Origin of the sequence: Micromonospora sp. NPDC023737 (assembly GCF_040639715.1) — a bacterium.
In the GTDB taxonomy this organism is placed as follows: domain Bacteria; phylum Actinomycetota; class Actinomycetes; order Mycobacteriales; family Micromonosporaceae; genus Micromonospora.
This window is the reverse complement of sequence record NZ_JBFAAL010000003.1, coordinates 24399-51128: the sequence shown is the minus strand read 5'-3', so window position 1 is coordinate 51128 and position 26730 is coordinate 24399. Positions and strand designations below refer to the sequence as shown.

The following is a 26730-nucleotide window of genomic DNA, read 5'->3' as shown; positions in this document are numbered from 1 at the left end:
CGGACCCTGGGTGGAGCGCCGCGCCGCCCGGCGGGCGACCCGGAGGGCCTACCGCGAGCCGTCAGCGACCGGGTGGCAACGCGTACCCGACGTAGGCGCGGTACTCGACCTGCCAACCCGGTGGGACGAGGCGCCCACACGCCGCCCGGGAGCCGGTGCAGACGATGGCGTCCACCGAGGACGGCTCAGCCGGTGGCCGCTCGGGCAGCACCGATTGGAGCGCGACCAGCTCGGGCGGTCGGCCGTCGGCGTCGCGCAGCAGCAGCCACCAGGGGTACTCCCAGTTGTCGTTCTGCTCCACCAGGCCGATCCGTCGGGCACCGCTGTCGCGTACCGCCTCGGCCGCCCAGCGGAACTCGTCGGTCCACTGAGGTCGGCGCAGGAACCGGGTGTCCCACTCGCCGGTGGTGAAGACCGAACCCGAGCCCACCAGCCGACGCGGAAAGCCGTACGACACGGCCAGTACGCCGGCCAGCACGGAGGTGGCCAGCACGGTCACCGCCGCCAGGACGGCGATCGACCTGCGTCCGGGCGCACCGGCCGGTCCGACCCGCCTGCGGAACACGGCGTCCAGCCAGACACCCGCCAGCGGTACGGCCATCACCAGCGCGTACAGCAGCAGGCGGTTGCCCCACGGCTGCCACTTGATCATCGCGACGTGCAGCGCCACGGTGGCCGTCACCACCACCGCGTACCCCCGCAGCGACCCGGCGCGGTCCGGGCTGATCCGCCACGGCCGTGTCAGCGCGAACACCGCCCCCAGCAACGCCAGCCCTCCGGCGAGCGGGAACGCCACCCGGTCCTCGTCCGGGTACCAGGACGGCTCAGGAAAGACCTCCCGGCCGAACGTGATCTCCCGGTCCTGCGGGTCGACGCCGACCGCCTCGGCGCCGTTGACGATCGCCGCCGCGGTGACGGAGCGCACCGGCGCGAGTGGGGTGTCGAACGCGGTGTGCGCGATCCGCAGCCCGTTGACCAGGATGGCGAGAGGATCGTGCCGCTCCATCGGAATCGACTCGCGCAGCCGGGGCGGCCCGAGCGGGTGCCCGAACTCCACTGTGACCCGGGCCAGGAACGGGCCCACCACCGTGGCCGCGACCAGCAGGATCAGCGCCGAGGCGGCGACCGTCCGGGCGACCCCGACGGCCCGGGCGGGTGGGCGGGCGGCATCTGCCACCTCGCTGCTCGCGGCCCGCGGGCGCCGGACCAGCCGGAGCTGCGCCAGCCCCCAGAGCACCAGCAGCGGGCCCACTCCGATCAGTCCGCTCGTCTTCGTCACCGCGGTAAGGCCGGTGGCGGCGCCGAGCCCGAGCAGCGTGCCCAGTCCGGTACGTCGGTGCAGCCCGTCCAGCGCCAGGGTCGCCGCGCAGGCGACCCAGGCGGCGACCACCAGATCGGTCTGGGTGCTGGTCGCCTGCAGCACCACCATCGGCGTGGTGGCCAGGACGAGTGCGGTGAGCAGTTGGGCGCGTCGGCCGCCGCCGAGTTGGGCGGCGACCCGGGCGGCCGCGAGCAGGCAGAGCACCCCGGCCCCCCACTGCACCAGGTTGTACAGCCCGTCGCCGCCGGTCAGCAGGCGCAGGTGCAGCAGCAGGTACTCCGCGCCGGGTGGAATGGTCACCTGCCGGTGGATCGCGGTCGGCCAGAACTCGAGGCCTCCCTGGAGGACCCAACGCTCCACCTTGGGCAGGTGGTACGTCTGCGAGTCGAAGTTGTTCGGCTCGGCGAGCAGCGCGACCAACAGTTCGATCAGGAGCAGCCCGGCCACCGCGCAGGCGAGCAGCCGCTCGCCCCGGCTCGCCGTACGCCAGTGCCGGACGAGCCGAGCCCGCCGGCCCAGGCGGTCCGGGTCGGTGGAGGAGTCGGTGGTCGCCGGGTGCGTGCCGCGCGGGGACCGAACGTCGACGGTGTCGGTCGTCGGTGCGGTGACGCCCACCAGCGCCTGCCGTGGTGCGGCGGCTCGCATCGCCCCATTGCGTGCGGCGTCCCGACGATGGCGCCAGCCCGCCGCCAACGCGGCGACGGCGAGGAACAGTAGCCAGGCGACGGCGAATGCGGCTGGCGTCAGCGCGTGCAGCGTGCCGAGCACCTCGACCGTGAGCACCGCGAAGGCTCCGGTAACCAGCGCCGCTCGGACCACCGCGAGCCGTAGCGGTGCCGTCACGGCATCACGCGGTCTGGTGGCGCGGACGAGCAGGAGCATCGCGGCGACAGGCGCCACCGCGAGCAGGGAGCCAGCTGCCGACATGGCGGGAAGTAAACACCATTCAGATGGCCGCGCCACGCCGGACGCCCTATGGTAGGGGCCACCCTCGCGCTGACCAGCCAGGCTACGCTAGGCGCGACAGTCGTCCCCACCGTGGAGATTTCCGTGAAGCTCTCGATCCTCATGCCGGTCTACAACGAGGAAGATCGCATTGCGGATGCCCTCAAGCAGGCGCTCGCGGTCGACTACCCGTGCGAGATCGAGCTGGTCGTGGTGGACGACGGTAGTCGTGACGGGACCGCCGAGGTCCTCGACCGCGCCGACGACCAGCGAGTCCGGGTCATCACCCACCAGCGCAACGCCGGAAAGGGCGCGGCCATCAAGACGGCCGTCGACAACGCCGAGGGCGAATACATGGTCATCCTCGACGCCGACCTGGAGTACGACCCGCAGGACATTCCCAAGCTGCTCGACCCGGTGCTCGATGGACGGGCCACCGTGGTCTATGGCAACCGCACCTTCGGCAGCCACAGCGCCTACAGCTTCTGGTACGTGATCGGCAACAAGGGCGTCACCATGGCGGCCAACCTGCTCTTCAACTCCTACATCGGCGACTTGGAGACCTGCTTCAAGCTGATGCCGGTGGCGCTCTACCGTTCCCTCGACGTCCGCTCCCGCGGCTTCGGCATGGAGGCCGAGGTGACCGGGAAGCTGCTGCGCCGGCGGATCCGCCCCTACGAGGTGCCGATCAGCTATCGGGCTCGGGGGCGCGAAGAGGGCAAGAAGATCACCTGGAAGGACGGCGTCGAGGCCATCTGGATCCTCGGCCGCGAGCGCACCCGCCGGCCTCCCTCCGCGTCGATCCGCTGATCTGAACAGCGCCGCGACCTGACGGCCCGCGCGTGTCGCTGCCACCACCTCCCCGACGCAGGGCGTGGTGGCGGTGGTCATCGTCGTGCCGGTAGCCTGCAAGTTGAATTCAACTTCAACTCAAGGCAGCAGGATGAACGAATCCCTGACCATCGGCCAGCTCGCCGCACGCAGCGGCGTGGCACCGTCCGCGCTGCGGTTCTACGAGCGGCTCGGTCTGATCCGCGCGGAGCGTACCGGCGGCAACCAGCGCCGCTACGCCCGCTCCGAGCTGCGTCGGGTGGCGTTCATCCGGATCTCCCAGCAGGTCGGCATCTCGCTCGACGAGATCCGCGCCGCCCTCGACTCGCTGCCCGCCTCGCGTACACCGACCGCCTCGGACTGGGCCCAGCTCTCCAGCGTCTGGCGGGAGCGGCTGAACGAGCGGATCCGGCTGATGACGAAGCTCCGCGACGACCTGGACAGTTGCATCGGCTGCGGCTGCCTGTCGTTGCAGCGTTGCGCCCTCTACAACCCCGGCGACAGCCTGGCCGGCGAAGGGCCGGGTGCCCGGCTGGTGCTGCCCCGTACCGAGGCCGAGCCGGAGGCCCTGCCCGATACCCGGGCCGAGCGGGAGGCCGACGTCAGGACGTCGTGAGCAGCACCTTGCCGAAGTGATCGCTGCTCTCGACCAGCCGGTGCGCGTCGGCGGCCGCCGCCATCGGCATCCGCCGCTCCACGATCGGCCGGATCTGGCCGGCCTCGACCAGCGGCCACACCTCATCGCGTACGCCCCAGACGATCGTCGCCTTCTCCGCCAGCGGCCGTGCCCGCAGGGTGGTCGCGGTGATCGTGGCCCGCTTGGTCATCAGCGCGCCGAGATCCAGCTCAGCCTTGCGCCCGCCCTGAAGACCGATCACCGCCAGCCGACCGCCGGTGGCGAGCGCGGCGACGTTATGAGCCAGGTAGCCGGCACCCACGATGTCGAGGATCACGTCCGCGCCCCGGCCGTCGGTGAGTCGACGTACCTCCTCGACGAAGTCCTGCTCGGAGTAGTCGATCGCGTGCGCGGCACCAAGCTCCCGCAGCCGGTCGTGCTTCGCGGCCCGGGCGGTCGTCAGCACGGTGGCGTCGAGGGCCACGCCGAGCTGGACCGCGAAGGTGCCGATGCCGCTGCCCCCACCGTGCACGAGCAGGGTCTCACCGGAGCGCAGCCCCGCCAGCTGCACCACGTTCGACCAGACCGTGCAGGCCACCTCCGGCAGCGCCGCGGCGTCGACCAAGTCGACGCCGACCGGCGCCGGCAGCAACTGCCCGGCGGGCACCGCCACGCGCTCGGCGTACCCGCCGCCGGCCAGCAGCGCGCAGACCTCCTGCCCGACCTGCCAGTCGGCCACGTCGGAGCCGATCGCGCTGATCACCCCGGAACACTCCAGCCCGAGGTACGCGGGTGCACCCGGCGGCGGCGGATAGTGCCCCTGCCGTTGCAGCAGGTCCGCCCGGTTGACCGCGCTGGCCCGCACGTCCACGACCACCTCGTGGGGGCCGGGCTCGGGGTCGGGCACCTCGGCCCACACCAGTGCTTCGGGTCCGCCGGGCTCCGGGACGGTGATCGCGTGCATGGATCAGTCTTACCCGATCCGCGCCGCCGTCCACGCGGCGGGCGGTAAGTACCCGCCGGCGCTGCCGCCCTCACTCGTCCCGGACGGCCGACATGGCACACTATGCACGGCCGCACACCTCCGGGGCGCGGTCCGGGAGGGTTCGCCTAGTGGCCGATGGCGCTGGTCTTGAAAACCGGTAAGGGGGCAACCTCTTCGTGGGTTCGAATCCCACACCCTCCGCTCTGTGAGCAGTGATGGGCCGCCTTCTCGAACTCGTCCACGAGGGCGCGGCAGCGGCGACGGTCGACCGAGGGTTCGATCGGAACGTTCCCGGTGCTGGCCACCACCGGACGGCACCGCGAGACGGCGACGCGCACCGTCCCGAGGGCGAGGTGGTCCAGCGGGGCGAAGCGGACCCGCTCGCCGGCCTTGGTCCGGCCCGCGCTCCCTCACTCCTGGTCGTCCGGCTCCCGGCGCTGCTGGCGGATCTTCTCGTCGGCCAGTCGCTGGACGGCGCGGCGGCGCTCCTCGGCAATCGCCCGCTCGTCCGGCCGGTGCCGGAAGGCGGTCACGACCGCTGCGAAGAAGTCACGCCACATGCTGGTCAAGAGATTTCTCCTGGAACGTTTGCCTGGAACCAACGGTAATGAGACGAACGGCGCATCCGCACCTGCCGCTTCCGGTCGATTGCTCCGGCGCGGCAGGGTAAGAAGATCACAGGACGTTCGCGCGCACATCGGAAGGACGCGTCTCGATGACCTTGGAACGACCGATCGCCCCGGACCCGTACGAACTGCTGCCGACCGTGCCGTCGTTCACGCTCACCAGCGACGACGTGCAGAACGGCGAGCCGATGGACGTACGGCACGCGCACCCGAGCATGGGCGGTGAGAACCTCTCCCCACAGCTCACCTGGTCGGACTTCCCGGCCGGCACCAAGAGCTTCACGGTCACCTGCTTCGACCCGGACGCCCCGACCGGCAGCGGGTTCTGGCACTGGGTGCTGGTCAACGTGCCGGCCGGCGTCACGCAGCTACCGCGCGGCGCCGGTGCCGCGGGTGCCGATCTCGGCGGGGCCTTCCCGGTCCGCAACGACTACGGCGAGCAGGGCTACGGCGGCGCCGCGCCGCCGAGCGGGGACCGGCCGCACCGGTACGTCTTCGCGGTGCACGCCCTCGACGTCGACCGCCTGGACCTGACCCCGGACGCCACCCCGGCGTACGTCGGGTTCAATCTGGCGTTCCACACCCTGGCTCGGGCGGTCATCCGCCCGACTTTCCAGAGCAAGTGAGTTGAATCCGCTCTGCCCGTGATCCACCGATGGCCGGCCTCGCTACGCAGGGGCCGCCATCGTGGGATCACGGGGAGCGTGCGTGATCAGGCCGGGACGCGGGCCACGGCGAAGACGGACTGCCCGAACGGAGGGCGGGCCAGCTGCTCGGCGGCCTTCGTCGCCGGAAGTACGAACGCGTCGTAGATCTTGACCATCGGGCCCTCCTTCGGCATGAGCCGGAAGACCTTCGTCGCCATGAAGTACCCGAGCAGGCCGAGCGCGTTGGCGTAGTGGATCTTCTCCACCGTCAGTCCGGCCTCGGTCATCGCCGCCGCGAGCGTCTTCTTCGTGTACCGGCGGACGTGTCCGGTGGCGATGTCCGCCGGGCTCATGGCGAACTGGAAGGCCGGCACGATGATGATGACCGCGCCGCCCGGTCGGACCAGGTCGCGCATGCTGCTCAGGGCCAGCACGTGGTCCTCGATGTGTTCGAGCACGTTGTACGAGACCGCCGCGCTGTAGTCCCCGCGCTCGGAGTGTGGCAGCAGCATCTCCCGGACGTCGATGTTCGGCTGGTCGGCCAGCCGCTCCTTCAGCCGGACGAGGCGGTCCGGGTCCGCCTCGGTGGCGGTGAACCGAGGGGCGTGCTCGGCCCACTCCAGTGCGTAGTCGCCCAGGCCGCTGCCGATCTCGATCGGATTGTCTCCCAGGTACGGCACGGCCAGCTCGACGAACCAGCGGCGGTGGTTGACCGCGGTCGCGAGACCCTCCAGCACCTCGGACTGGACGCGCTGATCACCAGTGATTTCTGCCATGCGTCGATTCCTCACGGTATGAACTCGACCCGCGCCTGGACCGACAGAGTGAATCATCCGCGCGGACGGCAGAAGAATCGGGGGAACCTGATGGCCGAAATGCGGTCGGGGGGTGGCGCGTGATCGGCGGTTGGCGAACCCGGCACATGGTACGGCAGTACCCCGAAACGTGTCACGTGCACGCCTTAGGCTGACTACGCTCCGAATTGTTATGACTACTCCTGACCCGGGCGAACCCAAAGGCGGCTCCGCGGCCGATGGGGCGGAGGGTGTCGACCGGGGGGAGCGCGCGGCGCGGGGGCGCCGGATCGACGTCCTCGCCGTGCTGAGCTTCGTGGCGCTGGGCTTTTGGGTGACCGCGCGGCTCTGGCTCGACCCGCGCAACGGTATTCGGGACAACCGGTCGGATCAGGCGCAGTTCGAGTGGATGATGGCGCACGGTGCGCGAGTGGTCACGCAATTCGCGTACCCGTTCCACTCGGATCGGATGAATGTGCCGGACGGCGTCAATTTGGCGGCAAATACGTCCGTATTATCCGTTTCATTGCCGCTTACGCCGATCACCCTCCTGTTCGGGCCTCGCACCTCGTTCCTGCTCTTTCTCACCTTCGGAATGATCGCGACCGGGACCGCCTGGTATTTCTTTTTCTCCCGCGTGCTGGTCGGCTCGCGCGGGCCGGCCTGGCTGGGCGCGGCGTTCTGCGCGTTCGCGCCGGCCATGGTGTCCCACGCGAACGCGCATCCGAACATCGTGTCCCAGTTCGTGGTCCCCCTGATCATCTGGCGGACCCTGCGCCTCGCCGAGTCGGACCGCTGGTTGCGCAACGGCGTACTGCTCGCACTGGTGATCATCTGGCAGGCGTTCCTCAACCTCGAGATACTGCTGATGACCGCGATCGGGCTGGGCGTCGTGCTGGTGGTGTTCGCCATCGGCCGCCCGGACCTACGACAACGGGCCCGCCCCTTCCTCGCCGGTCTCGGGGTCGCCGCCGCCGTCGCTGTGGTGGCGCTCGGGTACCCGCTCTACGTGCAGTTCTTCGGCCCCGGGTCGTACACCGGGCTGTCCCGGCTGATCCGGGGCTACTCGAGCGACCTCGCGTCGTTCGTGGCGTACTCCCGCGAGTCGCTGGCGGGCAACGCCCGTACCTCCGAGGGACTGGCGAAGAATCCGACCGAGGAGAACAGCTTCTTCGGCTGGGCGCTGGTGGTGCTGGTGATCGCCCTGATCTGGTGGCTCAGACGTAACCTGCTGGCGCTCGCCCTGGCCGTACTCGGCCTGCTCTTCGCGGTGCTCTCACTCGGCCGGGAGGTGGTCCTCGACGGCCGGGAGACGGGTGTGCCGAGCCTCTGGGCTCCCCTCGAGGACCTGCCGATCCTGCACTCGGTGGTGCCGACCCGGTGGGCGCTGGCCCTGACGCCGATCATCGGACTCCTGCTCGCGCTCGGTGCCGAGTGTGCCCGGAAGCTGGCCGTACGGCATTCGAGCGCGCGACCCGGGATCCGCTTCTGGACGGTGACGGTGCTCGCCATGGCCCTGCTGCCGATCCTGCCCACCCCTCTGCCGGCGACCCACCTCAACCCCATCCCGAGCTTCGTCACGTCCGGTGCCTGGCGCCCGTACGTGGCAGGCGGTCGAAGCGTGGTCACGCTGCCGCTGCCGGACACCAACTACGCCGAGCCGTTGCGCTGGTCGGCCGTCACCCGGCTGGAGATGCCGCTGGCCCGCGGCTACTTCCTCGGGCCGGACGACCGGCCGCACGCGGAGGAGCGGGGAACGGCTCTCTTCACCGCCCCGCCCCGCCCCACGAGTAGTTTCTTCACCGTGATCCGGCAGACCGGCGCGGTGCCGCCAATCACCCCGCAGAGCCGGGTGAACGCGGTCGACGACCTGCGGTACTGGCGGGCCGGTGTGGTGATCCTCGGACCGCACCGGCAGGCGGAGGCGCTGCGTCGGGGGATGACCGAGCTGACCGGGATCCAGCCGGTTTTCACACGCGGTGTCTGGCTCTGGGACATCCGTCCGCTGACCGACTGAAGCCGCTCGCGGATGCCGTCGGGTGCCTGTCGGACGAGACCGCCCGGTCAGGCCTGACTGACGCAGCAGCCTCGGCAGATCTTCGGCTGCGGCAGGGTGAAGGCCAGGCAGCAGGTGCGCCGCTGCACCGTCGGCTCGCCGCCCGGGCCGGGCACCAGTTCGACCAGATCCTGAAGGCCGAGGGCGTCGAGCAGGGTGGCGATCGTGTCCGCCGACGAGCCGGGCAGCACGTCCGCCGCCCGCAGGAGCCCGTTCGAGATGCCGGAGGCAACCGAGCCGAGGAGCGTACGGGTGCCGATCCGTACCTGCGTCTGGATCGCCTCGATCATCGGCAGCAGGTGGGCGTCCAGCAGCGAGGTGCGCAGCGCGTCGAGCAGCTCGGCCTCGTCGGCCACGATCCGCACCCCGGGACCGCCGGTGAGGGCCAGCGGGTCACCGGGGAGCACCGCCACGGTGGTCGAGTGGCGCAGCCCGAAGGTGAGCAGCGGACGGCGATCCTCGAAGTGGACCAGGACGTCGGACGGGTCGAGCAGCGGTACCCGTCGGGCTGAGGCCCAGCCGAGCGCCACCGGCAGGGCACTCCAGTAGCTGTACGACTTCCAGGCCAGTGCGGCGCAGGCGTGCGGAGTGCCGCCCCACTGCTCGGCGGCGGCTTGCAGGAGATCCGGCAGCCGGGTGCCGTCGATCAGGGCGGTGGCCGGGATCCAGCCGATCTCGTCGGTGACCGTCAGGCCGGGCGCGAGGCTCGGGACGTCGTCGGTGCCGAACATGGCGCGCAGAGCCGCCGTGACCGGAGCCAGCGGGGCGGCCGCGAGGGCGCGGCTCGGCATCACCGCTGTCACTCGATCATCCCCCGTACCCCCGTGAAGTCCGTTCAGCTAAGGCTAGCCTAACCACAGATCCCCGCTCCCGGGAAGGTCGGACCCGGCGGATGTCGAGGCATCGGTCACCTTCCGGGCTCTCTGTCTCCGCAGGCGGCAACGTCACGTGCCCGCCGTTGATACCCCTGCGGGTACCGGAAAAACGCACCGTCTGCCCGACCGGGCGGCAGAGAATCGACGGTCGTCGGTGAATTGTCAAGCAGACTGTCGGCAACATGGCAGTTCCGTGTTTGTCCGGCCACGGAACGTGAAACTGATACTCCCGGCCACGAGGAAGCCGATGACCACCTCACCCCTCGATCGCGCTGTCGACTCCTTTGCCGCCGAACTCGCCCGCCAACGAACCGGGCGGGGGCTGTCCAAGAAACAGTTGGCCGTGCTGATGGGCTTCGACCCGTCGTACGTCAGCCACGTCGAGGGCCGGCGACACCGCCCGACCGAGGATTTCGCCCGCCGGGCAGAAGCCGTCCTGGAGGCCGGCGGCGCGATCTGGCAGCGCTTCCGTGAGTACGACGACGCGCGGCAGGCCCGCAACGGGCAGGCGCACCGTGAACTGCCCCTGCCCGGGCAGTGGCTTCCCCCCGGCACCGGCCTGATCGTCGAGCGCGAATCCGCCACTCTCAGCCACACCGACGGGGGCTACCGGTGCGTGATCCGGCGGCAGCTCTACAACGCCGGCACCGAGCCGGTCACCCGCTACCTGGTGCGGGTGGCGGTCGACCGTTACCCGAACGACCCGGGCCGTTCGAACCGGCACCACCGGGAACACCCGCTCACCTTCGCGGAGCTCCAACTGCGTGCGTACCGGGACGACGGCGGCGAGCGGGAGCCGATGCACTGGCGAGCCAAGCACGATCGGGACGCCTTCAAGGAGGTATGGCTCCTCTTCGACAACGGCGATCGGCGTTTCCCGCTCTACCCGGGCGACCGGGCCACCATCGAGTACACCTACCGGGTCGGTGCGGAGAAGTGGGGACCCTGGTTCCAGCGCGCCGTCCGGTTACCCACCCGGCACCTCGCCGTACGCCTGGATCTGCCGGCGGCCCTCGACCCACAGGTCTGGGGCGCGGAGACCTCACTCTCGGCGGAGGAAGGCCCGCTACGCACCCCGGTGCAGCGGCACGACGAGGGCGATCGCGTGATCTTCGAGTGGGAGACCGCGGACCCGCCGCTGAACGCCCGCTACCGGATGCAATGGCGGTTCCGGGCCCGGCCGGAGCCGGAGCACGACACCCCGCCGAACGGCCGGATCCGCCCGAGCGACCGGATGCGGGCGCTGGGCGTGGTACAGCGCGGTGACGACCTGCTGCGGCAGGCGGCCCACCCGTTCGACCTGCCCGCCGAGGAGTCGGCCGCCAGGAAACTGGTCGACCGGCTCAGCGCGACCCTCGTACGCCTCGACGAACTGCATCCGTTCAGCAAGGGCGTCGGGATCGCCGCGCCGCAACTCGGCGTCGTCCGGGCGGTGGCCGTGGTCCGGCCCCCGGACCGGAACGCCGAACCCGTCGTGCTGCTCAACCCGCGGGTGGTCGACGTCTCGCCCGACACGGACGAACAGTACGAGGGTTGCCTTTCCTTCTTCGACCACCGAGGTCTCGTACCCCGGCCGCTGCGGCTCGACGTGGAGCACGCCCAGTGGGACGGCGGCCGGATCATCACCTCGTTCGAGTTCGGGATGGCGCGGCTCGTCGCGCACGAGATCGATCATCTGGAGGGGCGGCTGTATCTCGACCGGATGACGCCCGGTGTGCCGCTGGTCCCGGTGGAGGAATACCGCGAGACCGGCCGGCCATGGCGGTACTGACTTCCGCATCCGGGTGTCGAGCCCGATGCGGGGGCGGGGGCCGGGGTGCGTGCCCCAGGGGGCAGGGGCACGCACCCCGGATGGGGGGAGGAAAGCCTCAGATCTCGCCGAACGTGTCGTACCGGATGCGCGGCGGCGGCACGTCGTCGGCCGCGAGCACCCGCAGCGTCGAGCGGACCATGGGGGCCGAGCCGGAGACGTAGCAGTCGTGCGTCGTCCACGGGCCGTACCGGCCGAGCACGTCCGCGATGTCTCCCAGCTCGCCGTCGAAGTCCGGGTCCTCGCTGCACGCAGGCGTGACGGAGAGCCACGGGTGAGCGGCCACCAGTTCGCGGAGCCCGGGCAGCCCGTACAGGTCGGACTCCTGGCGGGCACCGTAGAAGACGTGCACCCAGCGGGTGCGGTTGTAGCTGGCCAACTCCTCCACGAGCGCCTTGATCGGCGCGAGCCCGACCCCACCGGCCACACACAGGATGTCGCGTTCCGAGGCGCGGTCCAGGGTCATCGAGCCCATCGGAGCGGCGAGTCGGAGCAACTCGCCCGGCTTCACCCGCCGAACCAGCGCCCCGGACACCCAGCCGGCGTCGGCGGACCGGACGTGGAACTCCAGCACGTTCTCGTCGTTAGGGGCGTTCGCCACCGAGTACGTCCGCCACACCCTCGGGTGGTAGCGCGGCACCTCCAGGCTCAGATACTGGCCGGCCTTCCACGGCAGCGGGTGCTGGAGCGCGCGCACGGTCAGCACCGCCGTGTCGGTGCCGTGCCGCTCGTGGGTCAGCACCTCCGCATGCCAGAACGGCGGGTTCCCGTCGGCCGCCGCCCCGGCCAGCATCTTCTCCGAGATCGCCGCGTACGCGTCCCGCCACGCCTGGTCGTACTCGAGGTTCCAGCCGTCGCCCGCGGTGCTGCGGAGCGCGTCCATGAGAGCGACACCCATCGTCGCGTAGTTCTCCGCCTCGACGTGGTACTTGCGGTGGTCGCGGCCGAGCGCGCGGAGATACTCGTCGAAGCTCTCCGGATCGCCGATGGTGTGGATCGCCGTGATGACCGCTTCGAGCAACCGGTCACCCTGCCCACGCATCTGCACCGGGAAGAGCTGCCGCAGCTCCGGGTCGAGCAGGAACAGTCGGGCGTAGAAGTGCTCGCTGAGCCGCTCCCGGTGCTCCTCGACCAGGGTCCAGCTCTCCTTGAGCAACCGCTCGAAGTTCTCCATGCCGACTCGCTCCCTCTCCTGACGGCGAATGGGGCGAACACAGAATCTCCACGGAGCGTGTTGACCGGTCGCACAGAATGTGCGATCAGCTCACAAGGGCTCCTCGGGCGGCCGCCGCACGCCCGCATCGGGCAAAGTGGTGCGGTGACCCTTGAGCTCACCCGCCCGGTGTCCCGCCGGATGCTGGGGACCGAGACGCTGCTGGTCCTCGGCCTCTCCCTCGGTCAGTCCGCCGTCTACGCGGTCGTCTCGATCATCGCGAAGCTGACCGCACACGGGGGCCTCGCCAAGCAGACCGCCGCGCTGAACACCTCCGCGTCCACCCGGCCGTATCTCGACCTGGCGTACCAGCTGCTCGGGATCGTGTTCGCGCTGCTGCCCGTACTGCTCGCCGTACACCTGCTGAGCCGGGACCCCGGCGACCCGGCCCGGACGCTCGGCCTGGACGCCCGACGGCCCGGTTCGGACCTGGTCCGCGGCGCCGGCCTGGCCGCGCTGATCGGTCTGCCGGGGCTGGCGCTGTTCTGGGCGGCGGCGCAGCTCGGCATCAACGCCACCCTCGTGCCGGCCGCGCTGCCCGACGTCTGGTGGGCCGTGCCGGTGCTCATCCTCGCCGCCGCGCAGAACGCCGTGCTGGAAGAGGTGATCGTGGTCGGCTACCTGGTCACCCGGCTGCGGCAACTCCAGTGGCGGATCGGCGCGGTCATCGCGGCCAGCGCGCTGCTGCGCGGCAGCTACCACCTCTACCAGGGCTTCGGAGCGTTCCTCGGCAACGCCGTGATGGGCGTGGTGTTCAGCCTCTTCTACCTGCGCACCCGTCGGGTGATGCCGCTGGTGGTGGCGCACACCCTCCTCGACGTGGTCGCCTTCGTGGGCTACGCACTGCTGCCCGAGTCGTGGTTCGACTGGCTCTGACCCGCCCCGCGGGCGCACCTTTGGCCGCCCGCGACCTCAGCCGGCGTCAGCGCCTGCTCGTCGGTCGGTGAACATCGCCGCCGGTCAGCCGCCGCGCGGTGGGCGGTAGGCCGTGATCGCGCGGGCCGCCAGGCGTTCCGCAGCCGCCGCGTCGCCGGCCGCCGCCGCGAGCACCGCCGCGCCCGGGAGCAGCCGGGACGCCAGCCGCAGCGCCAGCCACCCGGCGGCCTGGGCGGCGAGTGGCGCCGCCAGCCGCCACGCCGCCTCCACCACGCGCGGCCAGGGCGCGTCTCCCGGTCCGTCCAACGCCCGCGCCGCGTCCAGAGCGGTACGCGCGCTCTCCGCATCCGGGTGCACCTGGGTCAGCACCAGCAACTCGACCGCCCGATCCGGATGGGCCGGGTCGCGGTCGTACGCCGCCGCGAGGTGCAGCACCAGGTTGGCCTGGGTCCAGAGCACCGAAGTGAGCTCGGCCAGCGGGGCGAGGGCTCCGGCGAGCGCCGAGGCGGCCCCGCCCGCGCCCGCCAGCCGGACGAACCGCCGGGTGGCGAGCCGGGCCAACCCGTCCGGCGACGCCTCGGGGTACGTCGAACGCAACTGCTCGGCCCAGTCCCGTGCACTCGGGCCGAGCGCCTCCACCGCGGCCAGGGCCAGCAACTCCGGCGCGAAGCCAGGGTGGCCGAGCACCCGCGCGGTGGCCACTCGGAGACCGGACGATTCGGCAGCCGGAGCCGGTACGCCGGAAAGCTCCTCTCGCGGAGCTGTGGCCTGCGGCTGCGCCTGCGGTTCCGCGGTCGCGACCTGCACGGATGACGGGGACGACTTCTCCGGCGCGCTCCTGCGCGAGGCGGGCACCTTCCGGGCAACGGCCTTCTTCGCCGGGGTGCTCTTCGCGGCGGGCGTCGTCTTTGCTGGGGTGCTTTCTTGGGCGGTCGCCGTCTTCGGCTCGGCTGCCGCCGCCGGTGCCGCCTTCTCGTCGCTCCCGACGCGGGCCGCCGGCGGGTCCGGCTCTGCGGGCCCGGTCTGCGCGGGCGCAGACTTCCGGACCGGCGTCCGTTTCGTCCCGGAGGCCGCCTTCCGTGCCTTCGGTGCCCTGGTCGCCGCCGGCCCCTGCCGGTCACCCGCCGGCTGATCTGCCGCCGTTGCCGTTGGGTCCGCCGTCGTCGTCGGGTCGAGCGTTGCCGTCGGATCGGGCGTTGCGGTCGGGTCGGGCGTGGCCTCAGACACGGACGTCGCCGCCGGCCGGTTCGCTGCTGCCGTCGCCGGCGCGGTAGTGGCCGGGGCGCGGGTGGCCGGGTTCGCCCTGCCGCCGGCCGTGGGCGGGGAGGACTGGGACGGCAGCGGGCCGTCTGGCTCGGGCGGCTGGAACAGCACGGCCGGGGCAGCCTTCGCACGGCGGGATCTTGCGGGCGGTGCCGGCGGGGGTGCCGGCTCGGCGGCTGCCGGTGGGTCGCCGGGCGGCGTGAAGGTCGCCTTGGCGGATGACCGCCGCCGGGCCCCGTCAGCAGGCTCGCGGCGGGTCGGCTCGCTCGGGGGCTGCTCCTGCATATCGATGGAGCGTAGCCCTGTCCACGCCAGCGCACAGCGTGGAAGTACGCCGAGGCAGACACCGGACGGAGTTTCCCGAGGATGCCGCTTTGCCCCCGGCGGGTGCTGCCCTGTATCCTCGGGCGCGGTGACTTGCGGGTCACCGAGGAGACTTCGCCTAGTCTGGTCTATGGCGCCGCACTGCTAATGCGGTTGGGGTCTTAAAGCCCCTCCCGGGTTCGAATCCCGGAGTCTCCGCGCGAAAGTCGGTCGTGTAGGCTGGCTGAGCACGAGCGCCCGTAGCTCAATGGATAGAGCATCTGACTACGGATCAGAAGGTTAGGGGTTCGAGTCCCTTCGGGCGCACAGCAGGTCAAGGGCCGGTTTCCCGTCACGGGAGATCGGCCCTTGATCGTGTTGACCCCCACGGCTGGCCCTACGCCATGTCGCCGACCTCGACGAGCAGCCGGGGGCGCCGGAGGAGGCCGATGCCATGCAGGTCCATCAGGGTGGTGCCGGTGGAGGCGACCAGTTCCTTCAGTTCCTTGTCGGTTTCCTTAGAGCGTTGGTAGAACCCTTCAAAGGTCGCTGATCAGCTCCGCGGCGACCCGACGCCGGGCCTTGCCGACCACGTCACGGGGCCTGACCGTGGCCAGCAGCGCTTTGGCCTGGGCGGCGGACAGGCTCTTCTTCGCTCCGCCGGATGAGTTCGAGGAGCAGTTGGTGCAACTGGGAGACCACGCGGGTGTGGTCCTCACCGAGAGGTGTGGGCGTCGGTGGCATCAGTCTTGCGGCCGTAGCCGGCGGCGAACACCCGACCCCGGGCGGACAACTTCGGTGGCACGTCCACAACCTGCTCGCCATCGGCCAGCAACCAGGTAGCGATGTGGCGATGCCCTGGCAGCCCTCGGTCGCCCACACCCGGTTTTGCCATTGCTTGGCGTACTTCCTCATCGCCGCGTAGCGGTCCCGGCCCGTGTCGAGGCCGCCCGCGCCGCGCGGCCGGTTGAGCACGCTCTTCCAAACTGACGCTACCCACCCAGAATGGCGGGGGCGGCACAGGGCGATCAGCGGGTTCACTGCGCCGGGTGGATCATGCAGGATCAGCCTTCGAATCGGAGCGCCGGGACGTGGAGGCATTGGCTATGGACCCCGAGGAAGCTGAGCAGCACGCAAGGATGAGGTTCCTCCGCGCCGGTATTGCGTTCTTCCGCGTCGGGCAAGTGGCTGCGTGGGTGGGAGTCGTCTACGCCCTCGTAGCGTTGATGCAGCGGGTCATCGGCTAGGACCGGCGGCTCAGTCGTAGGAGCCGCCGTCCATTCGGATGGTGGCGCCGGTGATGTAGTTCGAGACCGGGCTGGCGAGATAGGCGACGAGGTCGGCGTAGTCGCGGGGGTATCCGATGCGGCCGGCATCGGTCCCGGCGCGGATCGGGGTGGCGTTGCGCTCGACTTCTTCCCAGGTCTCGCCCCACCCGTTGGCGCGTCCGAGCTCCATCAGATAGTCACGGGTGGTGGGGACGAGGATGCCCCCAGCTGCGATGGCGTTGGAGGTCACGCCCGTCTCGGGATACGCCACGACCCCCACGTACAGGGGTCGGCGGAGGTAGCGGGAACGGCTGATCGATGACGAGCACCGGGGTACGACGCGACACCAGACTGTCGAAGCGGGCGACGCTGCTGGAGTTGTTCCTCGACGTCTTCTACGTGGCGATGTTCGCCCAGTTGTCGATGCAGTTCGCCAAGGACCCGAGCCGGCGTGGGTCGGGACAGAACCTCTTCTGCTGGTCGCCTGGTGGACCTGGTCGGTCACTTCGCTCGCCACCGAGTCCTACGATCCCCGGTTCCCTTATCGTCGGTGGCCCAGTCCCGTTCCTGCTCGGGCGAATGGGCTCCGAGTACGCGCTCCTGAAGCACGAGGTCGTTCACGTTGACGGCGTCGGCCATGGCCTTGGCGCCCCGGTCGTTCAAGTGCATGCCGTCGCCGCTGTCGAAGGCGGGGTGGATGTGGTCGGGCGCCTGCGGGTCCGCGACCGCCCTGGCCACGTCGAAGAAGCCGTCGAAGACGTCCGTCGTGCGGATCCAGTCGTTCACCTCCCGCCGGACGGCGAGGCCCTCCGGCGTGCTGATCGGAGCGCCACCGAAGGCACCGATGGTGCCGCCGAGGATCTTCAGGCCGGCGGCGTGGGCGCGCCCGGCCAGCGTGGTGAAGCCCTCGATGAGGGCGTCGGCGGTCGGGAGCGGTTCGCCCAGCATGCCGGGAAGGACGAGGTCGTTGATGCCGAAGTGCACCAGTACGTGGGTCACGGCGGGAATCGAGAGGACATCGCGGTCGAAGCGCGCCAGCGCGTGTTCGCCGACCCCGTCGCGTAGCAGGCGGTTTCCGGCGATGCCTTGGTTGACGACCCACCCCCGCTCGAGTTGCCGGTTGAGGAAGTCGACGGAGCGACGGTTCGCGCTCGTCGTGGTGCCCACTCCTTCGAACCAGGAGTCGCCGAACGCGACGGCGATCGCGGTGTCCGGTGGGGCCAGCACGTCGACCCCCGAGATGTAGAACCGGCCTTCGACCTGGGTGGCCCGGGAAAATGCGGGAGACGTGACGTGGTTCCCGTCGACTATCCGGGCGACCTCCGCCGGTCGGTGGGAGTAGGTGGCCAGGCCGGTTTCGTTCGGGAGGGAGAGGCTGACGACCAGGTCGGTGCCGGCGGCCACGGGAAGATCGACCGGGTCGGAGACGATCTCCTCGCCCGCCGGCACGACGCACTGCTCGGCACCGCCGAAGCTGAGGGCAGTCTGCCGCTGACCGGTGACGGCCGTCGCGGCGGCGATGGTCAACGGGGTACGGCCATAGCGGTTCGTCAGGCGTACCCGGAAAGCTTCTCCACCGCCGGCCAGGTGCAGCACCTGACGTACGGTCTGGTCGGCGAAGCCACGGGGTTCGCTGAGTTGGAGCTGGTCGTAGGGGTTGATCACTGCGGTACGGAAACCGGCTGTCCAGATCATGATCGTTCCATCGGTCCAGGCCGCTCCTGCGGCGGTCGGGAAGGCAATTCGGAAGTCAGCACCGTGACAACCCTCACCCCATCCCCCTCAGCCCCCTCCACACGCGTCGTGATCATGAAGTTATTGCCGGCATATCGGGCGCAAGGTGGCAATAACTTCATGATCACCCAGGAGGGGTGTGATCAGCCCGGGAGGGGCGTGATCAGCCCGGGAGGGCCGTGATCAACCCGGGTGGGGTGGTGGGGTGGGGTGGTTGGGCGGGTGGGTAGTCCAGATATTGGACTATACGATGGTGGTGACGAAAGTACTGGAGGACCTCATGCCCACTGTCGAACTCACTCGCTTCCGCGTCGACCCGTCCCGCGAGGACGATCTGCTGCGCGCCCGGCCGCAGATGCTCGCCGATTTCCGGGCCGACCGCTCGGGTTTCATCGAGGCGCGTCTGGTGCGCCTCCCGAACGACGAGTGGCTGGACATCGTGCTCTGGGCGACGCCCGAGGACTTCGCCGCGTCGCGGGCCAAGGGTGCCAACCTCCCCGGAATCGCGGCGTTCTTCGACGCGATCGACGCCCTCGTCAGCGCGGAGGAGGGCACCTCTTTCTGACTGTCCGGCCGCGGTGAGTCGTCAGAGCCTGATGACGACGCGGCCGGCGGTGGTCGGGTCCTCGACCAGCTCATGGGCGCGGACTATCTCCGACAGCGGCAGCTCCGCTGCGATCGGATAGCGCAGGTCGCCCGCGACGAGGGCCTCGGTCAGCGAGCGGGCGGCCGCTTCGTTGGCCTCCTCGGGGAAGTCGTCGTTGCTGAGAAAGCGCACGGTGAGATTCTTGAAGGCGTACGGCCAGTACGGGATGCGCGGCGAGCTGTCACCAGTCGCGTACGTGGCGACCACCCCGTTGTAGGCGAGGATCTTCTCGTTCAGTTCGAGGTTCGCGTCGAAGGCCAGTTCGGCCACCCGGTCGACGGGTTTGCCGCCGGTCGCCTCCAGGATCCGTTCGGCCGTGTCACCGCTCGACACGTCGACGGCATGGTGGGCGCCGGCCGCGAGCGCCGCCGGGATCTGTGCAGCGTGCCGCACCGTGGCGACGACCGTGGCGCCGCCCCGCCGTGCCACTGCCACCGCGGCGCGTCCGACCGCGCCCAGCGCGCCCGTCACCAGGACGCGCCGGTCGGTCACCGGGCCGTCCGCGAAGATCGCGCGATGTCCGGTGATGCCGGGGATCCCGAGCCCGGCGGCCTGGTCGTCGGGTACTTCGAGTGGCAGCGGCACGGCGTGGGCGGCCGGCACGACCGTGTACTCGGCGGCCGTGCCGAACGGGCGGTACGACTGTGCGAGGTAGACCCAGACCCGCTCGCCGATCCGGGACGGGTCGACGCCTTCGCCCACCGTGTCGATGACGCCGCTGCCGTCGCCGTGTGGGATCACCCGCGGGAACGACATCGTCGAGCCCCAGTAGCCGCGGCGCTTGCCGATGTCGCCGATGTGTATGCCGGAGGCGGTTACGCGTACCCGGACCTCGCCGGGGCCGGGCTGCGGGTCGGGCATCTCGCCGAATCGCAGCACCTCGGCCGCCTCGCCCTGCTTTTCGTACCAGGCTGCGTGCATGTCCGATCTCCCCTGCCAACTTTAGTCCAATTTCTTGACCGTCCAAAACTATGACTAAATTTGGATGGTCGTCAAGCGGCTGGAGTGCCCCATCCGGCCCACGACAGGCCTGCCTGCTGACTCAACCGGTCGATGTGCATGGCAAGGGCCTGATGTACGCCCCGCGCGATGACATGTTTCGTCCCGCCTCGTCCCGGGAATGCCGCCGCCCGCCCCGGCACCGTGGAAGGGACAAGACCATGAGCGAAGCCCGCCCACCGTTTCCGCCGTTCGACCTCGACAGCGCGCTGGCCAAGGTGCAGGCCGCAGAGGATGCCTGGAACAGCCGCGACCCGCACCGAGTCAGCCTCGCCTACACGGAGGACTCCGTCTGGCGTAACCGGGAACAGTTCATCACGGGCCGCGCGGCGATCGTCGAGTTCCTCACCGCGAAGTGGGAGCGGGAGCTCGACTACGTGCTGCGTAAGAGCCTGTGGTGCTTCCGGGAGAACATGATCGCCGTCCGTTTCCAGTACGAGTCGCACGACCACGACGGCCAGTGGTTCCGGAGCTACGGCAACGAACTGTGGGAGTTCGACGACAATGGACTGATGCGCCGCCGTGAGGCCAGCATCAACGATGTGCCGATCAGTGCGGCCGATCGTCGCCTCTTCGGGCCGCGGCCGGAGGACGAGCGGGGCGCGGGTCACGACATCCCGCTGCAGTGACCACGGGGTGCCCCGCTGCGGCCGCCGATGATTGACTCGTTGAAGTCGGGGTGTCCGGGTCCGCCGGACCCCCGATTCGCCTGATCTCCGAGTCGATCACCGGCGGCGCACGGCGAGTGTCAGGGCAGCCGTGCCTGCAGGGTCAGCACCCGGGTCACCTGGATCGGGTTGAAGTTGTCGTCGCTGATCAGGTGGATCTCGGCCTTCCCGTTGCCGTGCCTGCGATCGACCGTCAGGGCCTCGTAGTTGTCGAGGAGCGGATTGATCTGCGGCTCAGGGCTGGTGGCCCCCAGCGTCGGGCAGTTGATCAAGTCTGCGACCAGTCGCTTGCCGATCACGTTCCGGGCGCCGGCGACGGAGAGGTTCGGGATCGAGGTGACGTCGCCGGCCCGGTCCGCGCCGGTCACCGCGTACAGCCGGACCGTGTTTCCGACGTTGGCGGTGAAGGCTGCTTCGAGCACCACGAACCGGCCGTCGCCGTACGGCGCGATCTCCGCGATCCGAAGCCCCTGGTCGACCTTGTACCCGATCTGCCGGTCCAGCTGGTAGCCGTGGTGCCGATCGGCCCGGTAGACGAGGATCCGCCGCCAGGCCGCCTCACCCGCCGGCGAGACGTCCCCGCTGAGGGTGTCCTCCATGGCGGCGTAGACGTACTGGCCGTCGGGGGAGATGCCGAGCCCCTCGAGGGTGCCGTTGTCGCTGGCCTCCCCCGCGGGGGAGACCCGGAAACGTGCCGGCACCGGCAGTTCGCCGCGCTCCACGCCGTCGCGTCCGAAGATCCGGATCGAGGGCTCGGACTCGGAGCTGACGAGGAACCGGCCGTCAGGCAGGACGGCGAGCCCCTCGGCGTCGAAGTTCGTGCCGTCGTACGGGGTGCCGTCCGCCTTGGTCAGCAGGGTCGAACCGGTGACGCGTGGGTTGCCGGGATCCTGGAAGAACCACAGCTGGGCGGGGAGCGTGCCGCTGCGGTCCACCACCGAGACGTAACCGTGACTGCGCTCGTCGTAGGTGATGGCGGATAGTCCACCGACCTGCACGCCCTTGACGGTGACCTTGTCCAGGGCGTCGCTGAACCCGACCGCTCTGGTCCCGGGAGCGCAGTTCGGCGCCGGCTTGCCGGAGGCGGTCTCCGGAGCGGCCTGTGCCGCCGGTGCGGCGACGGACGCGCCGAGCAGTGTGGCAATCGCGGCCCCCACGAGGGAACCAGGTCCGTACGCGCGTCGCCTGACGGATCGAATCATGCGGAGAACTCCATTCGCTGAATGCTCGGGTGACGCTTCGTAGCCACCACACGCCACCGTCCGTATCGGATGGAGCCGCTACGGGGAGTGATCAAGATTGCGTCGGGTCGGGCCGGCGGGAGTGGTGCGTCCATCTCCTTCGGACGTACGGCATCCGAGCAGCAGGTAAAAGCTAACGACCTCCGCAGCACTGAGCAACGTGACGGGCGCTATACGGCGGCTCTCGTCGACGGGTTCGTCGAGTCTTTGTGCTAATCCCAATCCTCGCCGACAGGTGGCCGTGACGGGTGTGCACGAGGTGGTGGAGCAGATCCTCTCGGCCGAGTGGGCCGAGGCCGATCGGTGGGCGCTGACCAGGTCATTGGCTCGGGCGCTGAACCGGAACTGCCCGTGGACGCGTACCGATGCGGTGAACTCCACGGCGCGGCGAACGAGCGAGCGTATTTCGACGGAGGTGTTTTTCCCGGATGTGGCCTGGGTGCGTGATGGTGCGGATTCATTCCCCCGTGTAGTTCAGGCCACACTCGTGATAGTTTATTCAGTATATGGCTCTATAGCGAACTACTCTGGTCCGCATGACGACGGCACAGGATCCCCGCTCCGTGATCGAGACTCGGCTCACCCACGGGACGCATCGCCAGGCGACGACGCTGCTGGCCGAGGCGGCGACGCGCCCCAACGCTGACAGCGCTCACCTCACCGAGCTCCGCGACTTCCTGGTGGCGACGCTGCGCCACCACCACGAGAGCGAGGACAACGACCTCTGGCCGCTGATCGAGTCTGTCGCGCCCGGGACCTCCGAGCCGCTCAAGGCCCTGACCGACGAGCACCACGCCCTGGACGACGCCCTCGACGCGCTGGAGGCCGCGCCGGTGCCGGCGGACGGCGACCGGCGGGAGTTGGCTGCCGCCGCGACCACCGTCCGGGACATCCTGCACACGCACCTCTCGCACGAGGAGCCCCTGCTCTTCCCCGCGCTGGAGGCGCACGTGTCGCCCGAGGCGTGGGAGGCCTTCGCGCTCAAGGTGATCGCCACCACGCCGCCGGCCGGGGCGAGCCTGCTCGTCGGCTTCTTCGACGAGGTCGGCACGCCGGAAGAGGTCGCCCTGATCCTCTCCGGGCTCCCGGCGCCCGCACAGGAGCTCGTTCCCGCCATGCGTGCGCACTCGGCCGAGGTGATCGCGTCCCTGCGTAAGGCCTGATCCGGTACGTCGAACGCCGGATGGCGGCGACTGGGCGCGTCTACCGCCGCCTCGGCGACGCCGAACGCGCCCAGTCGCCGTCCGTAGCGCCCCGCCGGAAGGTCCAGTTCAGACGTACAGGCAGAACGGATGGCCGGCGGGATCGAGGTGGACCCGTACGTCGTCCTGAGGTTGGAAGTCCGCCACGACGGCGCCCGCGGCGACCGCGTGGGCCGAGGCGGCTTCGAGGTCGTCGACCGCGATATCGAGGTGCGCCATCATCCGCGGGTCTCCGGGACCGGCCGGCCAGACCGGTCGGACGTACGCCGGCTCGCTCTGGAAGGCCAGGCCGGCCCCGCCGTCGGGGGCGCGAAGCGTCACCCAGTCAGGCTCGTCCTCGTGTCTCGACCAGCCGAGCAGACGTTCGTAGAACGCGGCGAGTTCCCGGGCGTCGGGTGCGTCCAGCACCGTGGTCGTCAGGACCAGCCGGGGTCGATTCGTCATCCGGCTGTCGTACCCGGGCGGTCCCCCGCCTATTCGCCGCACCTCGCCGCCGTGTCGGCGTGGAGCCTGCCGTGTCGGCGCGGAGCCTGCGGTGCCGGCGCCGAGAGCTTCCGGTGCTGGGGACGAGCCGCGGTGCCGGGGCCGAGCCCGCGGTCCTCAGCTCGGGTCGCGCCGCCAGAACTGGCGTGGAGCGTACCCGTCCCGGCGCAACCAGTGTTCTGTGTAGACGATGCGCTCCGCCTCGACCACCACGAGCGGGTCGACGGGCGGCTCGTCGAGGGACCGGGAACGCTCGACGTGGTCGGACTGCCAGCGAACCGCCGGCCAGTAGTGCGCTCGTTCGGGGTCGTCCGCCGCGAACACCCGGGCCCGGCCGAAGACCTGTGCTCCCCGGCTGCTGGCCTGACCGACCAGCGGTGCGAAGACGCCGATCGAGACCCGTGGGTCCGCCGCGATGTTCCGCATCTTGGGGGAAGCGGCGGCGGCGGTGAACATCAGCGCGAAGTCGAGATGGAAGTAGCGCACGGGTGTCGCCAGCGGTCCATCCGGCCCCGACGTGGCGATGACGCACATGTTCTGCGACGACAACAGGTTGAGGATGCGCTCCTCCAGGCGGTGTCGGTCGAGTCGGCTGGTGGAAGCTGGGCCGGCCAGCCAGGGGTTGGTCACGGGCATGGCCGATCTTGGCATGTGGAGCGACGGGGACCGGGAGCGGGCTGAACCGTTTCGGGGCGGGCTCCGTGTGGATGCCGAACGGCCTCCGGACGTACTGGGGCCGGCTAGAACCTGGAGATTCCACATGATGCGCAAGCACCTGGTGCCCCTCGTTGCCGTGATGGCGGCCGGCCTCGCGGCGCTGACCGCGTGCAGCTCGACCCCGGAGGCACCGGCCCCGGCTCAGGCCTCCACGCCGGCCAGCAGCCAGGCCGCGGCCCCCGCCGACGGTGCGGGCGCTGGCGACCTCGCGCTGCTTCCCGGTACCGCGAAGTCCAACAACTCCACCCCGGGCATGGGTGACTGGGCCGTGCCGAACGGTGGCGTCGCGACCGGCGAGACCCTGCAGAACGCGCAGAAGTGGGTCCAGTTGACCGCGAGCAAGGCCGGCGACCTCGACCCGGTGGTGGTCAACGGTGCGGGGCTCACCCTCTACCGCTTCGACAACGACAGCAACAACCCGCCCACCTCGAACTGCAACGGGGACTGCGCGGCGACCTGGCCGCCGGTGACGGTCACCCCGGGCGGCAAGATCTTCATCGCGGGCATCAAGAAGTCGGCGGTCGGTACGGTCCGGCGCGCCGACGGCACCCGGCAGGTCACCATCAACGGCTGGCCGGTGTACCGGTTCGCCAAGGACACCAAGCGCGGTGACACCCTCGGCCAGGGTGTCGGCGGCACCTGGTTCGGTGTGACCCCGACCGGCGGCAAGGCCGGCGTTGCCGACGGCGGTCAGAACACCCCGGACAACGGTGAGGCGGCCACTCCGCCGGCCACCAGCGCCGTCTTCTTCGACGACGCCAACTTCAGCGACAACGGCGCCTCCCAGGGTGTCGCCGGCAAGAACGAGTGCCAGAACCTGGCCCGTCCGGGCGTCGCCTCCTCCGTAGCGGCCCCCGGCTCGCTGAAGATCTGGACGGGCCCGAACTGCACCGGCAAGTCGCAGGTCATCAACGGTGACGTCAGCAACCTGGCCACCATCGGCTTTGACAACGCCGTCGCCTCGGTCCGCTTCAGCTGACCCTCCGACCCTCACCCAGCGGGTGTGCCGGTCCGGCTCTTCGCCGGGCCGGCACACCCGTTTCCGTTTCCGCGCCGCGCCGGTGGCCCTCGACGCCCTCCCGGCCGGCGTCGCCCCGAACCGCGGCACCGTGACGGTGCCGCGACGCAAGAAGGTGCTGGAAGATGACGTTTCGCAAGAGGCGAGCGGTGAGCAGTAGGCGGGCCCTCGCCCTCGGCGGGGTGGCCCTCGGGGTGGCAGCTCTGCTCGCCGGTTGTACCCGGACCGTGGCCGGGACCGGTGGCGCCGAACGCTGGAGCGCCACCAAGGTCGCCGGGCTGGAGATCACCACTGGCGAGAGCGGGCCGCGGGCCGGGGCGCCGGACACGGGTCTGGTCGCCGTCGGTAGCGACGGCGGCGAGCTGGACCGGCTCGCGCGCAATGCCGTCGACGATGTGCAGAGGTACTGGGCGGACGAGCTGCCCGCCGTCTTCGACCGCCGGTTCGACCCCGTCACCCGGCTCATCTCGTACGACTCGACGGGGCCGGACATCACCGTCTGCAACACGAGCACTGCCGGCGCGGTGAACGCGTTCTACTGCTCACTCGACGACTCGGTCGCCTGGGACCGGGGACAACTGCTTCCCACGCTCGACGACTCGTTCGGGCCGATGGCGGTGGTGGCCGTCCTCGCACACGAGTTGGGGCACGCCGTGCAGTTCCGGCTCGGCTCGGTCGACGCCCGGACCAGCTCCATCGTCAAGGAACAGCAGGCCGACTGTTACGCGGGAAACTTCTTCCGGTGGGTGGCCGAGGGAAACGCCCCGCACTTCCAGTTGTCCACCGGGCCCGGCCTCAACCAGATCCTCGCCACACTGTTCTTCATCCGCGACGGCGCCGGCACGGGATTCGACGCCGAGGGGGCGCACGGCAACGCGTTCGACCGGGTCTCGGCATTCCAGTTCGGCTTCGGCGACGGCCCCGCCCGGTGCGCCCGGATCGACGAGGCCGAGGTGCGGCGGCGAATCACCCAGCCGGCCAGCGGTCAGGCGTCGCCGACCGGCGAGGTGGCCGGCAACCTGCCGGTGGACCAGGGCTCACTGCTCGCCTTGCAGGAGACGCTGCGTGCCGCCTTCGGCCGCTCGGGTGCCCGGTGGCCGTCGATCAGCCAGTCCGTATCGCCGTGCCCCGATGTGACCGTGACCACGCCCGCCTCCTACTGCCCGGCCACCAACGCCGTCGGGCTCGACGTGGCTGAGCTGGCTCGGATCGGCACCGACCCTGAGCAGGGTGCGGGTGGGATGGGGGACTTCGCCGCCTTCGCCGAGGTCGCCTCCCGGCATGCGCTCGCCCGGCAGCAGGCGGAGGGCTATCCACTCACCGGGCTGGCCACCGCGCAACGCACGGCGTGCCTGACCGGTGTGTGGGCGGCGACGATCGTGGTGGGCCGGGGAGCGGTCCTGCAGCTCTCCCCCGGGGACCTGGACGAGGCGGTGGCCGAGATGCTCGCACCGCGGAGCTTGATCGCTGCGGACGTCAACGGCGGCGGCATTCCCTCCGGGTTCGCCCGGGTCGAGGCGTTCCGTGACGGCTTCTCCGCCGGGGAGATCGCGCCGTGCCTGGAGAAGTATCGGTAGGGCCCTGCTCCGCGGG

Annotated in this window: 26 protein-coding genes and 3 tRNA genes; 15 read left to right on the top strand and 14 right to left on the bottom strand. The window is 70.5% G+C overall.

Annotation, left to right across the window (positions count from 1 at the left end; all coding sequences use genetic code 11):
- Nucleotides 1-61: 61 nt before the first annotated feature.
- The gene (locus AB0F98_RS09010) at nucleotides 62-2248 is read right to left on the bottom strand and encodes a hypothetical protein (RefSeq protein ID WP_357731108.1); all 2187 of its coding nucleotides are present in this window, start codon (nucleotides 2246-2248) and stop codon (nucleotides 62-64) included.
- Nucleotides 2249-2371: 123 nt separating this feature from the next.
- Here AB0F98_RS09010 and AB0F98_RS09005 point away from each other — a divergent pair, with 123 nt between their 5' ends.
- Both AB0F98_RS09005 and soxR read left to right on the top strand, forming a co-directional pair.
- The gene (locus AB0F98_RS09005; RefSeq protein WP_357731105.1) at nucleotides 2372-3076 is read left to right on the top strand and encodes a glycosyltransferase family 2 protein; all 705 of its coding nucleotides are present in this window, start codon (nucleotides 2372-2374) and stop codon (nucleotides 3074-3076) included.
- 133 nt (nucleotides 3077-3209) lie between these two features.
- Nucleotides 3210-3713 carry a redox-sensitive transcriptional activator SoxR gene (gene soxR, locus AB0F98_RS09000; RefSeq protein ID WP_357731102.1) on the top strand — a complete coding sequence of 168 codons (504 nt, stop codon included), beginning with the start codon at nucleotides 3210-3212 and terminating at the stop codon, nucleotides 3711-3713.
- Here the strand turns inward: soxR and AB0F98_RS08995 are convergent.
- Nucleotides 3700-4677, bottom strand: coding sequence for an NAD(P)H-quinone oxidoreductase (locus tag AB0F98_RS08995; protein ID WP_357731100.1), 978 nt, complete (start codon nucleotides 4675-4677; stop codon nucleotides 3700-3702). The two genes, soxR and AB0F98_RS08995, sit on opposite strands and share 14 nt — an antisense overlap.
- Before the next feature lie 135 nt (nucleotides 4678-4812).
- On the opposite strand from AB0F98_RS08995, the gene AB0F98_RS08990 reads away from it, so the two are divergent.
- Nucleotides 4813-4899: transfer RNA gene (locus AB0F98_RS08990), tRNA-Ser, on the top strand.
- Between the two features lie 209 nt (nucleotides 4900-5108).
- Here the strand turns inward: AB0F98_RS08990 and AB0F98_RS08985 are convergent.
- On the bottom strand, nucleotides 5109-5267 hold the full coding sequence (locus tag AB0F98_RS08985; RefSeq protein ID WP_357731097.1) for a hypothetical protein: 159 nt from the start codon (nucleotides 5265-5267) through the stop codon (nucleotides 5109-5111).
- A 146-nt stretch (nucleotides 5268-5413) separates the two neighbouring features.
- Between AB0F98_RS08985 and AB0F98_RS08980 the strand changes: the two genes are divergently transcribed.
- Entirely contained in the window at nucleotides 5414-5950 is a 537-nt protein-coding gene (locus AB0F98_RS08980) for a YbhB/YbcL family Raf kinase inhibitor-like protein (protein ID WP_357731094.1), read from the top strand.
- An 86-nt stretch (nucleotides 5951-6036) separates the two neighbouring features.
- Here AB0F98_RS08980 and AB0F98_RS08975 read toward each other — a convergent pair whose 3' ends face one another.
- Nucleotides 6037-6747, bottom strand: coding sequence for a class I SAM-dependent methyltransferase (locus tag AB0F98_RS08975; protein ID WP_357731091.1), 711 nt, complete (start codon nucleotides 6745-6747; stop codon nucleotides 6037-6039).
- Nucleotides 6748-6958: 211 nt separating this feature from the next.
- Here AB0F98_RS08975 and AB0F98_RS08970 point away from each other — a divergent pair, with 211 nt between their 5' ends.
- A complete protein-coding gene (locus AB0F98_RS08970) occupies nucleotides 6959-8782 on the top strand; it encodes a hypothetical protein (RefSeq protein ID WP_357731088.1) in 1824 nt (607 codons plus the stop codon).
- Nucleotides 8783-8829: 47 nt separating this feature from the next.
- On the opposite strand, the gene AB0F98_RS08965 is transcribed toward AB0F98_RS08970, so the two are convergent.
- Nucleotides 8830-9612, bottom strand: coding sequence for a hypothetical protein (locus AB0F98_RS08965; RefSeq protein WP_357732405.1), 783 nt, complete (start codon nucleotides 9610-9612; stop codon nucleotides 8830-8832).
- 331 nt (nucleotides 9613-9943) lie between these two features.
- On the opposite strand from AB0F98_RS08965, the gene AB0F98_RS08960 reads away from it, so the two are divergent.
- Entirely contained in the window at nucleotides 9944-11467 is a 1524-nt protein-coding gene (locus AB0F98_RS08960; RefSeq protein WP_357731085.1) for a peptide deformylase, read from the top strand.
- A gap of 97 nt (nucleotides 11468-11564) precedes the next feature.
- Here AB0F98_RS08960 and AB0F98_RS08955 read toward each other — a convergent pair whose 3' ends face one another.
- Nucleotides 11565-12680, bottom strand: a complete 1116-nt coding sequence (locus tag AB0F98_RS08955; RefSeq protein WP_357731082.1) for a globin domain-containing protein — start codon at nucleotides 12678-12680, stop codon at nucleotides 11565-11567.
- Between the two features lie 144 nt (nucleotides 12681-12824).
- On the opposite strand from AB0F98_RS08955, the gene AB0F98_RS08950 reads away from it, so the two are divergent.
- Entirely contained in the window at nucleotides 12825-13595 is a 771-nt protein-coding gene (locus AB0F98_RS08950; RefSeq protein ID WP_357731079.1) for a type II CAAX endopeptidase family protein, read from the top strand.
- Between the two features lie 84 nt (nucleotides 13596-13679).
- Here the strand turns inward: AB0F98_RS08950 and AB0F98_RS08945 are convergent, their stop codons facing one another.
- Nucleotides 13680-14297, bottom strand: coding sequence for a hypothetical protein (locus tag AB0F98_RS08945; RefSeq protein WP_357731076.1), 618 nt, complete (start codon nucleotides 14295-14297; stop codon nucleotides 13680-13682).
- A 61-nt stretch (nucleotides 14298-14358) separates the two neighbouring features.
- Here AB0F98_RS08945 and AB0F98_RS08940 point away from each other — a divergent pair, with 61 nt between their 5' ends.
- The 3 genes from AB0F98_RS08940 to AB0F98_RS08930 all read left to right on the top strand — a co-directional run bounded on the left by AB0F98_RS08940 (nucleotide 14359) and on the right by AB0F98_RS08930 (nucleotide 15488).
- Nucleotides 14359-14727, top strand: coding sequence for a hypothetical protein (locus AB0F98_RS08940; protein WP_357731072.1), 369 nt, complete (start codon nucleotides 14359-14361; stop codon nucleotides 14725-14727).
- 562 nt (nucleotides 14728-15289) lie between these two features.
- Nucleotides 15290-15380: transfer RNA gene (locus AB0F98_RS08935), tRNA-Ser, on the top strand.
- Nucleotides 15381-15415: 35 nt separating this feature from the next.
- Nucleotides 15416-15488: transfer RNA gene (locus AB0F98_RS08930), tRNA-Arg, on the top strand.
- 212 nt (nucleotides 15489-15700) lie between these two features.
- Here AB0F98_RS08930 and AB0F98_RS08925 read toward each other — a convergent pair.
- The 3 genes from AB0F98_RS08925 to AB0F98_RS08915 form a co-directional block, all read right to left on the bottom strand.
- Nucleotides 15701-15880: a hypothetical protein gene (locus AB0F98_RS08925; RefSeq protein WP_357731069.1), complete on the bottom strand. Its 180-nt coding sequence runs from the start codon at nucleotides 15878-15880 to the stop codon at nucleotides 15701-15703.
- A gap of 538 nt (nucleotides 15881-16418) precedes the next feature.
- Complete coding sequence (locus AB0F98_RS08920; RefSeq protein ID WP_357731066.1) at nucleotides 16419-16700, bottom strand: SDR family oxidoreductase; 282 nt, start codon at nucleotides 16698-16700, stop codon at nucleotides 16419-16421.
- Nucleotides 16701-16930: 230 nt separating this feature from the next.
- A complete protein-coding gene (locus tag AB0F98_RS08915) occupies nucleotides 16931-18124 on the bottom strand; it encodes an SGNH/GDSL hydrolase family protein (protein WP_357731063.1) in 1194 nt (397 codons plus the stop codon).
- A 295-nt stretch (nucleotides 18125-18419) separates the two neighbouring features.
- Here AB0F98_RS08915 and AB0F98_RS08910 point away from each other — a divergent pair, with 295 nt between their 5' ends.
- Nucleotides 18420-18728 carry an antibiotic biosynthesis monooxygenase gene (locus tag AB0F98_RS08910; protein ID WP_357731060.1) on the top strand — a complete coding sequence of 103 codons (309 nt, stop codon included), beginning with the start codon at nucleotides 18420-18422 and terminating at the stop codon, nucleotides 18726-18728.
- A gap of 21 nt (nucleotides 18729-18749) precedes the next feature.
- On the opposite strand, the gene AB0F98_RS08905 is transcribed toward AB0F98_RS08910, so the two are convergent.
- Nucleotides 18750-19730 carry an NADPH:quinone reductase gene (locus AB0F98_RS08905; RefSeq protein WP_357731058.1) on the bottom strand — a complete coding sequence of 327 codons (981 nt, stop codon included), beginning with the start codon at nucleotides 19728-19730 and terminating at the stop codon, nucleotides 18750-18752.
- A 239-nt stretch (nucleotides 19731-19969) separates the two neighbouring features.
- On the opposite strand from AB0F98_RS08905, the gene AB0F98_RS08900 reads away from it, so the two are divergent.
- Nucleotides 19970-20437 (top strand): nuclear transport factor 2 family protein, encoded by a 468-nt coding sequence (locus tag AB0F98_RS08900; RefSeq protein ID WP_357731055.1) that lies wholly within the window; start codon nucleotides 19970-19972, stop codon nucleotides 20435-20437.
- Between the two features lie 119 nt (nucleotides 20438-20556).
- On the opposite strand, the gene AB0F98_RS08895 is transcribed toward AB0F98_RS08900, so the two are convergent.
- Nucleotides 20557-21633: an esterase-like activity of phytase family protein gene (locus AB0F98_RS08895; RefSeq protein ID WP_357731052.1), complete on the bottom strand. Its 1077-nt coding sequence runs from the start codon at nucleotides 21631-21633 to the stop codon at nucleotides 20557-20559.
- Between the two features lie 620 nt (nucleotides 21634-22253).
- Here AB0F98_RS08895 and AB0F98_RS08890 point away from each other — a divergent pair.
- A complete protein-coding gene (locus AB0F98_RS08890; protein WP_357731048.1) occupies nucleotides 22254-22880 on the top strand; it encodes a hemerythrin domain-containing protein in 627 nt (208 codons plus the stop codon).
- Between the two features lie 108 nt (nucleotides 22881-22988).
- Here AB0F98_RS08890 and AB0F98_RS08885 read toward each other — a convergent pair whose 3' ends face one another.
- Both AB0F98_RS08885 and AB0F98_RS08880 read right to left on the bottom strand, forming a co-directional pair.
- Complete coding sequence (locus AB0F98_RS08885; protein ID WP_357731045.1) at nucleotides 22989-23363, bottom strand: VOC family protein; 375 nt, start codon at nucleotides 23361-23363, stop codon at nucleotides 22989-22991.
- Between the two features lie 156 nt (nucleotides 23364-23519).
- Nucleotides 23520-24038 carry a pyridoxamine 5'-phosphate oxidase family protein gene (locus tag AB0F98_RS08880; protein WP_357731041.1) on the bottom strand — a complete coding sequence of 173 codons (519 nt, stop codon included), beginning with the start codon at nucleotides 24036-24038 and terminating at the stop codon, nucleotides 23520-23522.
- Between the two features lie 124 nt (nucleotides 24039-24162).
- Between AB0F98_RS08880 and AB0F98_RS08875 the strand changes: the two genes are divergently transcribed.
- Nucleotides 24163-25098 (top strand): hypothetical protein, encoded by a 936-nt coding sequence (locus AB0F98_RS08875; protein ID WP_357731037.1) that lies wholly within the window; start codon nucleotides 24163-24165, stop codon nucleotides 25096-25098.
- A 164-nt stretch (nucleotides 25099-25262) separates the two neighbouring features.
- Entirely contained in the window at nucleotides 25263-26714 is a 1452-nt protein-coding gene (locus AB0F98_RS08870; RefSeq protein WP_357731034.1) for a neutral zinc metallopeptidase, read from the top strand.
- The last annotated feature ends 16 nt before the right edge of the window (nucleotides 26715-26730 follow it).

Coding starts and splice junctions, on each gene's coding strand:
- AB0F98_RS09010 (WP_357731108.1), bottom strand. CDS start 2,248: ATGTCGGCAGCTGGCTCCCTGCTCGCGGTGGCGCCTGTCGCCGCGATG.
- soxR (WP_357731102.1), top strand. CDS start 3,210: ATGAACGAATCCCTGACCATCGGCCAGCTCGCCGCACGCAGCGGCGTG.
- AB0F98_RS08995 (WP_357731100.1), bottom strand. CDS start 4,677: ATGCACGCGATCACCGTCCCGGAGCCCGGCGGACCCGAAGCACTGGTG.
- AB0F98_RS08980 (WP_357731094.1), top strand. CDS start 5,414: ATGACCTTGGAACGACCGATCGCCCCGGACCCGTACGAACTGCTGCCG.
- AB0F98_RS08975 (WP_357731091.1), bottom strand. CDS start 6,747: ATGGCAGAAATCACTGGTGATCAGCGCGTCCAGTCCGAGGTGCTGGAG.
- AB0F98_RS08970 (WP_357731088.1), top strand. CDS start 6,959: ATGACTACTCCTGACCCGGGCGAACCCAAAGGCGGCTCCGCGGCCGAT.
- AB0F98_RS08965 (WP_357732405.1), bottom strand. CDS start 9,612: ATGCCGAGCCGCGCCCTCGCGGCCGCCCCGCTGGCTCCGGTCACGGCG.
- AB0F98_RS08960 (WP_357731085.1), top strand. CDS start 9,944: ATGACCACCTCACCCCTCGATCGCGCTGTCGACTCCTTTGCCGCCGAA.
- AB0F98_RS08955 (WP_357731082.1), bottom strand. CDS start 12,680: ATGGAGAACTTCGAGCGGTTGCTCAAGGAGAGCTGGACCCTGGTCGAG.
- AB0F98_RS08915 (WP_357731063.1), bottom strand. CDS start 18,124: ATGATCTGGACAGCCGGTTTCCGTACCGCAGTGATCAACCCCTACGAC.
- AB0F98_RS08905 (WP_357731058.1), bottom strand. CDS start 19,730: ATGCACGCAGCCTGGTACGAAAAGCAGGGCGAGGCGGCCGAGGTGCTG.
- AB0F98_RS08900 (WP_357731055.1), top strand. CDS start 19,970: ATGAGCGAAGCCCGCCCACCGTTTCCGCCGTTCGACCTCGACAGCGCG.
- AB0F98_RS08890 (WP_357731048.1), top strand. CDS start 22,254: ATGACGACGGCACAGGATCCCCGCTCCGTGATCGAGACTCGGCTCACC.
- AB0F98_RS08885 (WP_357731045.1), bottom strand. CDS start 23,363: ATGACGAATCGACCCCGGCTGGTCCTGACGACCACGGTGCTGGACGCA.
- AB0F98_RS08880 (WP_357731041.1), bottom strand. CDS start 24,038: ATGCCCGTGACCAACCCCTGGCTGGCCGGCCCAGCTTCCACCAGCCGA.
- AB0F98_RS08875 (WP_357731037.1), top strand. CDS start 24,163: ATGATGCGCAAGCACCTGGTGCCCCTCGTTGCCGTGATGGCGGCCGGC.
- AB0F98_RS08870 (WP_357731034.1), top strand. CDS start 25,263: ATGACGTTTCGCAAGAGGCGAGCGGTGAGCAGTAGGCGGGCCCTCGCC.